The sequence below is a fragment of the uncultured Sphaerotilus sp. genome (assembly GCF_963924895.1).
Classification (GTDB): domain Bacteria; phylum Pseudomonadota; class Gammaproteobacteria; order Burkholderiales; family Burkholderiaceae_C; genus Sphaerotilus.
On record NZ_CAWURG010000017.1, the window covers coordinates 1 to 12431 of the forward strand.

General features: G+C 70.1%; 12 protein-coding genes and 1 pseudogene. 10 read left to right on the forward strand and 3 right to left on the reverse strand.

The window, feature by feature from the left end; translation table 11 throughout:
- Window positions 1-140: pseudogene (locus AABN02_RS07520) on the reverse strand (restriction endonuclease); the annotation flags it as partial.
- Window positions 141-229: 89 nt separating this feature from the next.
- On the opposite strand from AABN02_RS07520, the gene AABN02_RS07525 reads away from it, so the two are divergent.
- From AABN02_RS07525 to AABN02_RS07535, 3 genes are read left to right on the forward strand one after another with little or no spacing between them, the layout of a single operon-like run.
- A complete protein-coding gene (locus AABN02_RS07525) occupies window positions 230-505 on the forward strand; it encodes a hypothetical protein (protein WP_338414305.1) in 276 nt (91 codons plus the stop codon).
- Entirely contained in the window at window positions 502-735 is a 234-nt protein-coding gene (locus tag AABN02_RS07530) for a DUF433 domain-containing protein (RefSeq protein WP_338414306.1), read from the forward strand. Before AABN02_RS07525 ends, AABN02_RS07530 begins: the two co-directional genes overlap by 4 nt.
- Before the next feature lie 33 nt (window positions 736-768).
- Window positions 769-1068 carry a DUF5615 family PIN-like protein gene (locus AABN02_RS07535; protein ID WP_338414307.1) on the forward strand — a complete coding sequence of 100 codons (300 nt, stop codon included), beginning with the start codon at window positions 769-771 and terminating at the stop codon, window positions 1066-1068.
- 175 nt (window positions 1069-1243) lie between these two features.
- Here AABN02_RS07535 and AABN02_RS07540 read toward each other — a convergent pair whose 3' ends face one another.
- Complete coding sequence (locus AABN02_RS07540; protein ID WP_338414308.1) at window positions 1244-2380, reverse strand: J domain-containing protein; 1137 nt, start codon at window positions 2378-2380, stop codon at window positions 1244-1246.
- Window positions 2381-2442: 62 nt separating this feature from the next.
- Here AABN02_RS07540 and AABN02_RS07545 point away from each other — a divergent pair, with 62 nt between their 5' ends.
- On the forward strand, window positions 2443-3201 hold the full coding sequence (locus AABN02_RS07545; protein ID WP_338414309.1) for a sterol desaturase family protein: 759 nt from the start codon (window positions 2443-2445) through the stop codon (window positions 3199-3201).
- Window positions 3202-3213: 12 nt separating this feature from the next.
- Here the strand turns inward: AABN02_RS07545 and AABN02_RS07550 are convergent, their stop codons facing one another.
- A complete protein-coding gene (locus tag AABN02_RS07550; RefSeq protein ID WP_338414310.1) occupies window positions 3214-4893 on the reverse strand; it encodes an FMN-binding glutamate synthase family protein in 1680 nt (559 codons plus the stop codon).
- A 372-nt stretch (window positions 4894-5265) separates the two neighbouring features.
- On the opposite strand from AABN02_RS07550, the gene AABN02_RS07555 reads away from it, so the two are divergent.
- The 6 genes from AABN02_RS07555 (at window position 5266) to AABN02_RS07580 (ending at window position 12414) form a co-directional block, all read left to right on the forward strand.
- The gene (locus tag AABN02_RS07555) at window positions 5266-5868 is read left to right on the forward strand and encodes a YfiR family protein (RefSeq protein WP_338414311.1); all 603 of its coding nucleotides are present in this window, start codon (window positions 5266-5268) and stop codon (window positions 5866-5868) included.
- Entirely contained in the window at window positions 5865-7151 is a 1287-nt protein-coding gene (locus tag AABN02_RS07560) for a diguanylate cyclase (RefSeq protein WP_338414312.1), read from the forward strand. The genes AABN02_RS07555 and AABN02_RS07560 overlap by 4 nt, the downstream gene beginning before the upstream one ends.
- A complete protein-coding gene (locus AABN02_RS07565) occupies window positions 7148-7684 on the forward strand; it encodes an OmpA family protein (RefSeq protein ID WP_338414313.1) in 537 nt (178 codons plus the stop codon). Before AABN02_RS07560 ends, AABN02_RS07565 begins: the two co-directional genes overlap by 4 nt.
- 115 nt (window positions 7685-7799) lie before the next feature.
- On the forward strand, window positions 7800-9347 hold the full coding sequence (locus AABN02_RS07570) for a sigma 54-interacting transcriptional regulator (protein WP_338414314.1): 1548 nt from the start codon (window positions 7800-7802) through the stop codon (window positions 9345-9347).
- 155 nt (window positions 9348-9502) lie between these two features.
- On the forward strand, window positions 9503-10819 hold the full coding sequence (locus AABN02_RS07575) for a D-amino acid dehydrogenase (RefSeq protein ID WP_338414315.1): 1317 nt from the start codon (window positions 9503-9505) through the stop codon (window positions 10817-10819).
- Window positions 10820-10878: 59 nt separating this feature from the next.
- Complete coding sequence (locus AABN02_RS07580) at window positions 10879-12414, forward strand: glycosyltransferase family 39 protein (protein ID WP_338414316.1); 1536 nt, start codon at window positions 10879-10881, stop codon at window positions 12412-12414.
- The last annotated feature ends 17 nt before the right edge of the window (window positions 12415-12431 follow it).

Genomic DNA, 12431 nt, shown 5'->3' on the forward strand with positions numbered 1-12431 from the left:
TTCAACACCCGCGCCGTCACCCCCACCTCGTGATCGACCATCAACCCCGCCAGCCGCACCCCGTCCACCAGCACGATGCCCTCGACGGATTGCGCGAACTGCAGCGCCTGCGCGGTGTAGCCCGACGTGGTGATGAAGACGCCTTTCTTGGCTCACGCATGAGGTATTGAGCGGCTTCGCTGCGGCTGGTGTCAAATCAAGATCGACCCACGCATTCTGGAACCATCCGATGGCCCATCAACCGCCACTGACAGACGCGCAAGGCGAGGTCCGCGAACTGACCGCAGCCGACATGCTGTCCGCAGGACCGGCCAGCCAGACATTGCCGACGAATCTCCAGCAGAAGCTCGGCCTGGGTTCGCGCATTGCAGCCCGCTTTGACGGGCAAGGACTGAGCAACGACTTGCTGGAGTTGAAACACCAGCCGGTGCGGCCAGCCCGCTTCCACGGTGAGGACGAGGCAGCCAACCCTATACTGAACCACCCCCAGCGGAGCCCACCATGATGCCCAACCCCCTGTTCGACCGCATCACCATCGAACCCGGCAAGTGCGGCGGCCGTCCCTGCCTGCGCGGCATGCGGATCCGGGTGAAGGACGTGCTGGACCTGCTCAGCCACGGCGCCAGCCACGCGGAAATCATCGAGGACTTCCCCGAACTCGAAGAGGACGACATCCGCGCCGCGCTGGCTTGGGCCGCGGCACAGGCGGGGCATCAGGTACTGATCGCCGCCTGAGGATGGCGACGCGCTATCAGCCGCCCGTGCCGGGTGAGCGCCTGCTGCTGGTGGACAACCAGCTTCCTGTGGCACTGGCGCGATATCGGCATGGCCGACAGCGACGACCGGGCGATCTGGGCACATGCCCACGCGCAACGCTGGGTGATCGTCTCCAAGGACGAGGATTTCCAGAGTCTGGCGCTGCGCTTCGGCCCGCCACCGCAGGTCATCTGGGTCCGCATCGGCAACTGCCGCAAGCAGGCGCTGTTTCCCGTGTTCGACCGCCTGATCGGCCGGATCACGTCAGCGCTTGATCGGGGTGATGCGATCGTGGAAGTCTGGGCGCACTGAGTCAGGCCCTTTTCGGCCTTGCGCCCGTTCTCTCGCGACGCCTGCACCGTGGCCTCGGTGCACCGGCAGCAGCACCTGGTCAGCAAAGCCGATCAGCAGGGACTGGTACGCCGGCAGGTACGCCACCGACAGCGCGTGAAAGCCAGCAGCAGCACAAGGCTTGAGCGGGTGGGCGTCAGCGCAAGCCCTTCAGCCACGCCCCCAGATACTTCCGATCCCGGAACCCCACCAGATCCGCCTCCAGCGACGCGATCTTGCCGCGCAGGTGCTGGATGTCCTGTCCGAGGAGTTGCTCGACCAGCTGGGGCGTGACGATCTTCGGGTCGGGCGGCAGGTGTTCGGGCAAGACCATGCCGAACCGGTAGACATACCCCATCACCTCCTCGCTCAGTTCCTCGCACTGCTCGGCCAGCACCTGGTTGTAGTGCTCGATGCGGCGATCGGGCGCCGAGGTGAGGTCGGCGGCGCTGATCTGTTCGGTCTCGATCTGCAGGGTCAGCAGCGTCAGCAGATCGCGCGCGTCGTAGGCCTGGTTGACGCGCTGCATCAACGCCGTCTTGCGCTCGCGCTCCTGCGGATCGGTCTCGCGGTCCGGGTGCAGCGCGCTGACGAGCTTGCGGTAGACCTCGCGCACCGACTGGCTGACCTCGCGCTCGGCCTGCTCGCGCTTGGCCTCGGCAGCAGCGGCGCGGCGGTCGCGGGCGGGGTTGGGGGACTGCGTCGATCGGCGTTCGGCCTCGGCGGCGGCCTGCTGCAACGCTTCGGTCTCGCCCTCCTCGAACAGGTGTCCGGCCACCTTGGCCAGCATCTCCGGCAGCGACAGCCCGCGCAGTTCATCCGCGCTGATCTCGACCCCGAAGCTGGCGAGCATCTGCTGCGTGTCGGCGATCGCGGCCTCGTTCTGCGCGTCGAACGATTCTTCGTGGTAGCGGTCGTGCAGCGCCTTGAGGGCCTCGTCCTCGTCGGTTTCGGCACTCGACGCGGCGTCTCTCAGCACGGACGCTGCCAGCGACGTGAGCAGGCCCACCAGCTTGGCACGCTGCTGTCGCCCCAGCGGCCGACCCACCGGCGGCGCCACCAGCAACTCGTCGATCAGAAACGCCATGTCCCGACACCGCACCCGGTAGCGCACCTCCAGCGGCTCCAGCTCCTGGCCGATGCGCGCCATGCAAGGCCCCTCGAACGCCTGCCACTGCGCCAGGCGCTCGCGCCACTGCTCGACCTCCCGGAACAGCCGGTCAAAACGCGTCTGCGCCCGGCTGCGCGCATTCGCAGGGCGCACGCTGCGGGACTTGATCAGGGATCGGTTCATGGAAAAGGGCTTCGGTGGTGGGGCAAGGGCGTGGCATTATCCACGCCGCCGCCCGCACCGCCATGACACTGCCCACCCTGCTCTCCCAGCTCTTGCCGGGCCCGGTCCTGGCACCGTTTTTCTATGGCGTGCTGCTCTACGGCACGCGCTATCTGGTGATGGCGCTGGCGCTCTACAGCCTGGCGCGGCGCGGCCGGGGTCGCCCGGTGGATGCGGCCTATCCAGCCGGCGACGACCGGGCAGCCCACCTGCGGCGCGAGATCGGCCACGCGGCGGGCACGGTGCTGGTGTTCGGGCTGGTGAACGCGGTCTTGTTCGGCACCGGGCTGATCCAGCACACCCAGCTCTACTTCCGCCTCGACGCGGCGCCGGCCGGCTGGTTCGCGCTGAGCGTGGTGCTGGCGCTGGTGCTGCACGACGCGCTGTTCTACGCGCTGCACCGGCTGATGCACACCCGCCCGCTCTACCGCCGGATGCACCTGACGCACCACCGCTCGGTGCGCCCCACCGCCTTCGCCGCCTACAGCTTCCACCCGTGGGAAGCGCTCGGCGAGGCGCTGCTGGTGGTGGCGGTCCTGTTCGTGCTGCCGATGCACCCGCTGGCGCTGCTGGTCTTCCAGACGGTGTCGACGCTGATCAATGTCTACGGCCATTGCGGCCGCGAGTTCTACCCGCCCGACTGGCACCGCCACCCGATCGGCCGCTGGATCAACACCTCGACCCTGCACGCCCACCACCACGCCACAGGGCGGGACAACTACGGCCTGTACTTCACCTGGTGGGACCGCTGGCTCGGCAGCGCCGATCCAGCGCGGCGCTGAGCGGCGGCTCGCTCAGGTCGCCAGTTCGCGCACCGTCAGCGCGGTATCGCTCGGATCGGTGGGCGCAAAACACCCGGCCTGCGCGAGCGGCCAGTAGATCTCGTAGACCTGGTGCGGCCAGTCGCACTCGCCACGCTCGGCCGCGAGCAGCTCGCCCGGTCGCACAAAGCAGAGCTGGTTGCGCAGCAGGCGCACCTGGTCGTTGCTGACGCGGCGCACGATGTGGCCGGCGGTGATTTCGCCCGGATGGCGCAGCCCGGCGGCCTGGACCAGTTCCTTCAGCGCGTGCAGCGTGTTCTCGTGGAAGCGGCGCACGCGCTCGATCTTGTCGGGCACGACGAGGGCGCGCTGGCGGCCGGGGTCCTGCGTCGCCACGCCGGTGGGGCACTGGCCGGTGTGGCAGTGCTGGGCCTGGATGCAGCCGAGCGCGAACATGAAGCCGCGCGCCGAGTTGCAGTAGTCCGCCCCCAAGGCCATCGCGCGGGCGATGTCGAAGGCGCTGACGATCTTGCCGGAGGCGCCCAGCCGGATGTGCTGGCGCAGGTTCAGCCCGACCAGCGTGTTGTGGACCAGCAGCAGCCCTTCCTGCAGCGGCGCGCCGACGTGGTCGGTGAACTCCAGCGGCGCCGCCCCGGTGCCGCCCTCGCCGCCATCGACGACGATGAAGTCCGGCCGCAGCCCGGTGGCGAGCATCGCCTTGCAGATCGCGAACCACTCCCACGGATGCCCGATGCAGAGCTTGAAGCCGACCGGCTTGCCGCCCGAGAGCGTGCGCAGCCGGTCGAGGAACTGCAGCAGCTCGACCGGCGTCGAGAACGCGCTGTGCGCCGCCGGCGAGACGCAGTCCACCCCCACCGGCACGCCGCGCGTCTGCGCAATCTCGATCGTCACCTTCGGGCCGGGCAGCACGCCGCCGTGGCCGGGCTTGGCGCCTTGCGACAGCTTCACCTCGATCAGGCGCACCTGCGGGTCGGTGGCGTTGGCGACGAACTTCTCCTCGCTGAAGCGGCCGGCGTCGTCGCGGCAGCCGAAGTAGCCGGAGCCGATCTCCCAGACGAGGTCGCCGCCGTGGGTGCGGTGGTGGGCGCTGATCGAGCCTTCGCCGGTGTCGTGCATGAAGCCGCCCTGCTTCGCGCCGCCGTTGAGCGCGAGGATGGCGTTGGCACTGAGCGCGCCGAAGCTCATGGCGGAGATGTTGAACACGCTGGCGCTGTAGGGCTGCGCGCGGCCCGCGCCGATGGTGACGCGGAAGTCGTGCGTGGCGAGCGTGGTGGGCGCGAGCGAGTGGTTGAGCCACTCGAAGCCTTGCTGGTGCACGTCGAGCTGGGTGCCGAAGGGGCGCTTGTCCGGGTCGCCCTTGGCGCGCTGGTAGACCAGCGAGCGCTGCTGGCGCGAGAAGGGCGCGGCCTCGTTGTCGCTCTCGATGAAGTACTGGCGGATCTCGGGGCGGATGAATTCGAGCAGGTAGCGCAGGTGCCCGATCACCGGGTAGTTGCGCAGCACCGAGCGCTGCGGCTGCCGCAGGTCGCGCAGGCCGATGCCCAGGCCAGCGATGCCGACGAGCGCGATCCAGGGATCGAGGCGCAGGGCCCACCAGCCGATCACGCCACCCAGCGCCATGGCGCCACAGCAGAGCATGACCAGGTAACGGATGGGAAAGTAGCGGTCCAATGCGGTCAGCCAGGCGGGCATGGGAATTCCTTGTGTGGTCACGGCCGCGACCGGGGAGGCACCCTGATGGCGGCCGACCGGTCAGTTTTCAGAAAGAACTGGCCGGTGTTGGGGGTGGACTTCGGAAAAGCTGGGCAGTATCGCGGACTGCACCCGCCCAAAAGTCCCCCGACCATGAAGTCACTGTCCATCTCCGCCCGTCGGTGACGCTCCCCGCTGCGCCTCACGGGCATGCACAGATCGCGGAATCCGCACCAATCCGAATGTGATGGATACGGCAGCTCGCCCGGTCGAATGACCCCTGGTACTTGCTCGTCCGGTGACTGGCTCACACAATGCACCAACACCGGTCCGACAGAGACCGCCTCTCATATCAGGATCGGATTGCAGGACATGTTATTGCGCTGGCGCGCCGGGCTCGGCCTTGTCGTCGGACTGGGCTGGATGACCCTGTCATCGGCCGTCTGGTCGGCGCCCTCCGCGGCGGAACCCCGGCCGGGCACCGTGGCGGCGGGCAATCTGGCCGCAGCCACCCCTTACCCGAATGCGCTGCGGCTCACCGTGGTCGATGCCGTGCTGGGCATCCTGGCCCACACCCGCTGGCCGCAGCGGGCAGTGCGGCCCCTGTCGCTGTGCGTGAATGAACGCAGCAGCGCCGCCACCGACATGCGCACGCTGCACGCCAGCGTGCCGCCGGGCAAGCTGGCGCCGGTGCGGCTGGTCGATCTCGCCGACGAATTGCCGCCCGACTGCGACGCGGTCTGGCTGGGCGTCGGTGCACCGGCGATCGAGCCGCTGGCCCAGCTGGTCGGCCGCCCGGTGCTGAGCATGGGCGAAGGTGCCGACTTCTGCAGCCGTGGCGGCATGTTCTGCCTCGTGCAGCGCCAGAACGACCTGCGGGTGGAGATCAACCTCGACACCGTCGCGCGCAGCGGGCTGCATGTGCATCCGCAGGTGCTCAAGATCGGCCAGCCACGCCCGGGAGCAATGCCATGACCCGCCCCGCAACCTTCCAGAAGCTGCTGCGGCGTGGCCATCTGCGGGTGGCGACCGCCGCGGTGATGACCTTCGGGCTCGCGCTGGCGGTGATCGCGCATGTGCTGATGAGCGGGGTGCAGGAGCGCCACCTGGAGCTGGTGGCGCGCACGCTGAGCTACTCGGTCGAGGCGGCCATCACCTTCCGGGACGAGCAGACGGCGTCGGAGCTGCTGCGCGACATCGCCGGGCGCGAAGGGCTGGTGGACGCGCGGGTGCTGCTGCCCGACGGCGCCGTCCTGGCCAGCCACACCACGCCCGACAGCGGCCCGGTCGACCACCTGATGCGGCGGGCCGGCGAGGTGCTGATGCGCAGCGAGGCCCGCTCGCCCGTGCTGCTGGACGGCCGCACCATCGGCCTGGTCCGCGTGCGGGGCGACGGCACGCTGTACGCCTGGCTGCTGTTCTATGGCGCGATCGGTGCCGTGCTGTGCATCGGGGCCTCGCTGGCCGCGGGCACGCTGATGACGCGGCGCATGGAGCACTCGCTCATCGAGCCGATCAACCAGCTCGCCGCGCTGACCCGCTCGATCCGCAGCGGACGCACCTACGACCGGCGCGCGCCCCCCGCCCGCATTGCCGAGCTGCAGGCGCTCAGCGAGGACTTCAACGCCATGCTCGACGAGGTGCAGCTCGGGCAGGCCGAGCTGATGGCCAGCCACCGGCGCCTGCAGTCCGACAACGACCTGCTGGCGCACAAGGCCTGGCACGACGAGCTGACCGGGCTGGCCAACCGCTCGCAGTTCGAGCGCCTCCTGCAGGAAGCGCTCAACAGCACCGGCGCGCGCGGCGGGCACCTGGCCGTGCTCTTCCTGGATGCCGATGGCTTCAAGGCGGTCAATGACACGGCCGGCCACGCCGCTGGGGACCGCCTGCTGGCGATGATGGCCGACCGGCTGCGCACCGCCGTGCGCGAGACCGACGTGGTGGCGCGGCTGGGGGGCGACGAGTTCGCGGTGCTGCTGCACCCGCTGCGCAGCGTGGACGACGCGCGCCGCGTCGTCCAGAAGATCCACAGCCTGATGACGCAGCCCTTCGACCTCGACGAACACGGCCATTTCAACTGCGGCCTGAGCGCCGGCATGGCCACCTACCCGCTCGACGGCGACACCATCCCCGCCCTGCTCGACACCGCCGACCGGGCCATGTACCGCGCCAAGCACGCCAGCAAGCGTGCACGGCACAAGCCCCTGACGGGACACGGCACCCCGTACCCCACCCTCCACGAAAAGATCGCGCAATGACACGACATGACCACCCTCCGGCCCGGCGCCGCAGCCTGAGGGCCGCAGGTGCCCTCGCCCTGGGCCTCGTCTTCACGCTGACGCTGACCGGCTGCGCCACCCCGCCGCCGCCCGCACCACCGGCGCGTTTTTCGCCCTCGCAGGTCACAGCGCTGCGCCAGATGGGCTTCGCCGAAGTCACCGAAGGCTGGGAGCTGAACCTCGCCGGCAAGGTGCTGTTCTCGTTCAACGACGAGCGCCTGGGCGCCGAAGGCCTGCAGACCATCACCGGCATCGCCGACACGCTGCTCAAGGAAGACCTGACCCGCCTGCGCATCGAGGGCCATGCCGACAACATCGGCGGCGACGAGTACAACCGCCGCCTGTCCGCCCGCCGCGCCGAGGCGGTGGCGCGCGAATTCACGGCCCACGGCTTGCCCGCCACCCGCATCGAGGTGCGTGGTGTCGGCTCGGCCATGCCCGTGGCCGACAACGCGACCGAGGCCGGCCGCACGCAGAACCGCCGCGTGGTGATCCTGGTGCGCAGCGACTGAAGGCTGCGCCCCTCGCGGGTCAGCGCTTGTCGCGCTGTTCGGCGAGCTGCCGGTGGACTCGGTGAACAGCGTTACCCCGGTCAACCGAACTTGGCATTCACGCAGAATCCGTCACATGCGCATTGACGTCTTCTTCACCGACCGGGTCGGCATCGCCCAGGAAATCCTCGCCACGCTGGCGCAGCGGGCGCTGGATGTGTCGGCGGTCGAGGTCGAGCCGCCCCACGTCTACCTCGAAGCGCCCGCGCTGGACGCGCAGGGGCTGGAGCAGCTGCGCGGCGAGCTGCTGGGCGTGGCGGGCGTGCAGTCGGTCGGCGCGGTGGCGATGCTGCCGGGCGCGCGGCGGCGGCTGTACCTGGATGCGCTGCTGGCGGCGCAGGAAGACCCGGTGCTCGCGGTCGACGCCGCGGGCGTGGTGGTCGTGGCCAATGCGGCGGCGGTCAGCGCCAGCGGACGGGCCGAGTCGGCGCTGATCGGGCGTGCCCTGCCGGGCCTGACCGACCGGACGGACACGCCCCGCGCGGGCAGCGAGGTGCAGTTCGGCGGCCAGTCCTACCTGCTCGAATCGGTGGCGCTGCACGAGGCGGGCGGCGCGGTGGCCGGCGCGGTGCTGACGCTGCACGCACCGCACCGCCTCGGCGAGCGGCTGAGCGCGCTGCGCAACCACGGCGCGGGCGGCTTCGAGACGATCCTGGGCGACTCGCCCGCGATCCGCCAGCTCAAGCAGCGCGCCGCGCGCATGGCGCCGGTGGACGCGCCGCTGCTGATCCGCGGCGAGACCGGCACCGGCAAGGAGCTGATCGCCCACGCCTGCCACGCTGGCAGCCGCCGCCGCGACCAGCCCTTCTTCGCGCTGAACTGCGCCGCGCTGCCCGAGAGCCTGGCCGAGAGCGAGCTGTTCGGCTATGCCGGCGGCGCCTTCACGGGTGCGCTGCGCGGTGGCAAGCCGGGGCTGCTGGAGCTGGCGGACGGCGGCACGCTCTTCCTCGACGAGGTGGGCGAGATGTCGGCCTACCTGCAGGCCAAGCTGCTGCGTTTCCTCAACGACGGCAGCTTCCGGCGCGTCGGCGGCGAGCGCGAGCTGAAGGCGGACCTGCGCATCATCAGCGCCACCCACCGCTCGCTGGAGGACATGGTGGCCGCGGGTACGTTCCGGCAGGATCTGCTGTTCCGGCTCGACGTGCTGCAGCTGCAGGTGCCGCCGCTGCGCGCACGCACCGAGGACATCCTGCCGCTGGCGCAGGTGTTTCTGGAGCGCGCCTGTGCGCAGATCGGCCGGCCGCGGCCGCGCATCGGGGCAGCGGCCGCGGCGGCGCTGCTGGCACATCCGTGGGCCGGCAATGTGCGGCAGCTGCAGAACGTCGTCTTCCGCGCCGTGACGCTGAGCGAGGCGCCGGTGATCGAGCCGGCGGATCTGGAGTTCGTCGGCAGCGCGCCGGCGCCCGCCGCCGACACCCGCACCGCGCCCGCGGTCGAAGAGGTCGGTTCGCTGGACGACGCCGTCGCCGGCTTCGAGAAGGCCCTGCTGCAGCGGCTGCACCGCGACTACCCGTCGACGCGCAAGCTCGCCGAGCGGCTGCAGACCTCGCACTCGGCGATCGCGGTGCGGCTGCGCAAGTACGGGGTGGGTGGCGGGGGTGGATCCTCGCGTTCGCGAGGATGACGGGAGGGGTCGCATTGATTTCGATACAGTGAACTGAAATCCATACAGATGGCGTTCAGTTTCGTACTGAAATCCATACAAATGCCACCCATTCCCCAGGGCGGCCGAATGGCATGGTCGTTGCGATGTATTCCCCAACTCTGGAGAACAGCAACATGCGCGTCCTGGTCCTTGGCAGTGGGGTGATCGGCACCTCGGTGGCGTACTACCTGGCCCGTTCCGGCCACGAAGTGTCGGTGGTCGACCGGCAACCCGGTCCCGGTCTGGAAACGAGCTACGCCAACGCGGGCGAGATTTCCCCTGGCTACTCCGCGCCGTGGGCCGGGCCGGGCGTGCCGCTGAAGGCGATCCAGTGGCTGCTGATGCACCACAGCCCGCTGGTCATCAAGCCGCTGCTCGACCCGGGCATGTGGACCTGGTGCCTGCAGATGCTGGCCAACTGCAACGAGCGCGCCTACCGCGTCAACAAGGCGCGCATGGTCCGGCTGGCCGAGTACAGCCGCGACTGCCTGAAGGAGCTGCGCGCCGACATCGGCATCGCGTACGACGCGCGCAGCCAGGGCACGCTGCAACTCTTCCGCACCCAGAAGCAGCTCGACGGCATCGGCAAGGACACCGAGATCCTGCGCCAGCACGGCGTGCCCTTCGAGGTGCTCGACCGCGCCGGCTACCTGCAGCACGAGCCGGCGCTGGCCGGGGTGCAGCAGAAGTTCGTCGGCGGCCTGCGCCTGCCAGGTGACGAGACCGGCGACTGCTTCCAGTTCACCAACCGGCTGGCGGACGCGGCGCGGGCGCTGGGCGTGCAGTTCCACTTCGGCGTGGACATCCAGGGCATCGACCACGCGGGCGACCAGATCACCGGCGTGCGCACCAGCCGCGGCACGCTCACCGCCGACCACACCGTGCTGGCACTGGGCAGCTACTCGACGCAGATGCTCAAGCCGCTCGGGCTGCACATCCCCGTCTACCCGGTCAAGGGCTACTCGATCACCGTGCCGATCACCGACGCGGCACAGGCACCCGAGTCCACCATCATGGACGAGACGCACAAGGTCGCCGTGACACGCCTGGGCGACCGCATCCGCGTCGGCGGCACGGCGCAGCTCTCGGGCTTCAACCTCGATCTGGACGCCGCCCGCCGCCGCACGCTGGAGTTCGTCGTCATCGACCTGTTCCCGAAGGGCGGCGATGTGTCGAAGGCCGAGTTCTGGTGCGGCCTGCGCCCGATGACGCCGGACGGCACGCCCATCCTAGGCGCCACCCGGCTGCGCAACCTGTCGCTCTCCACCGGCCACGGCACGCTGGGCTGGACCATGGCCGCCGGCACCGGCCGCGTGCTGGCCGATCTGATCAGCGGCCGCACGCCCGAGATCAGCATGGAAGGGCTGACGATGGCGCGCTACGGCCGCGGCGCCAGCACACACCCGCGCGACCAGACCCGTACCGGCACGGCACCGCGTCCCTCCACCTGAATCAGGACTGAGGATTCGTGACAGGCAAGCCGCGGATAATGGAATCCGGACTTGCCCTGATGATGACCACCGACACGCTGCCTCCCACCGCATCCGCCTCCGGCCCTGCCGACGCCTCACCGGCCTCCACTGCGCTGACCCATCACCCAGGCTGGACGCTGGGCCTGCTGGCGCTCTGGCTGCTGCTGACCATCGGCCTGCGCCCGCTGCTGCTGCCCGACGAGGGCCGCTATTCCGAGGTCGCCCGCGAGATGCTGCGCGGCGACGGGCTGGTGCCGACGCTGCTCGGACTCCCGTTTTTCCACAAGCCGCCACTGATGTACTGGCTGGACATCGCCGGCATGCACCTGCTGGGTGTCCACGCCTTCGCTGCCCGCGTGGCGCCGGCGCTGGGGGCGTGGCTGATGGGCGCGGCGCTGTTCCTCGACCTGCGCCGCCGCGTCGGCCCGCGCGAGGCGCTGATTGCGCTGGGCGTGATGGCGACGACGCCGTTCTTCTTCATCGGCGGCCAGTACGCCAACCACGACATGCTGGTGGCAGGGCTGATCACGGTGGCCATCGTCTGCGGCCAGCGCGCGGTGGACGATCCCGCACGCACCGATCTGCGCTGGCTGCTCGCCGCCTGGGGCGCGATGGCGCTGGGCGTGCTGGCCAAGGGGCTGATCGGCGTGGTGCTGCCGGTGCTGGTGGTCGGGCCGTGGTTGCTGGCGCAGCGGCGCTGGCGGCAATGCCTGGGGCTGATGCACCCGCTGGCGGTCGGGCTCTTCCTGCTGATCGCGGCGCCGTGGTTCGTGGCGATGCAGCTCCGCTACCCCGGCTTCTTCGACTACTTCTTCATGGAGCAGCACTTCCGCCGTTTCGCGCAGGTCGGCTTCAACAACGCGCAGCCGGCGTGGTTCTACGTCGCTGTCCTGCCGCTGCTGACGCTGCCGTGGAGTCTGTGGCTGCCGGCGGCCTGGCGCACGCCACCGCAGGGCCTGCAGCGCGGTCTGGTCCTGTGGTGGCTGGTGGCGATCACCGGCTTCTTCTCGATGCCGACGTCCAAGCTGGTCGGCTATGTCCTGCCCGCGGTCCCGCCGCTGTGCATGCTGCTGGGGCTGGCGGTGGCACGCGGGTCGGCGTGGCGCAAGGTGCTGCCGGCAGCGGCCGTGCTGTGCGTCGGCATCGTCGCCGCGCTGGCCTGGAAGGCGCCCCACTCCCACCGTGACCTCGGCGAAGCGCTGGCCCGGCAGCACCAGCCGCAGGACCGCGTGGTGTTCGTCGACGGCGCCTTCTTCGACGTGCCCTTCTACGCCGGACTGACGCAGCCGCCGATCGTGCTGTCGAACTGGAACGATCCGGACTTGCCCAAGACCGACAACTGGCGCAAGGAGCTGTTCGACGCCGGGCGTTTCGATCCGCCGGCCGCCGCGCGCCAGCTCTGGCGCACCGACCGCGCCGCAGAGTTGCTGTGCGCGCCGGGCACCATCTGGTTCATCGCCGATCGGGCGTGGAAGCCGATGCCGGCCCTGTCCGGGCCCGCGGAGGTGTACAAGGGGAAGAACGGCGTCCTGTGGCGCGCCGTGGTCGACACACCCCCACCCGGGTGCCCCTGATCCACCCCTGACCCGCC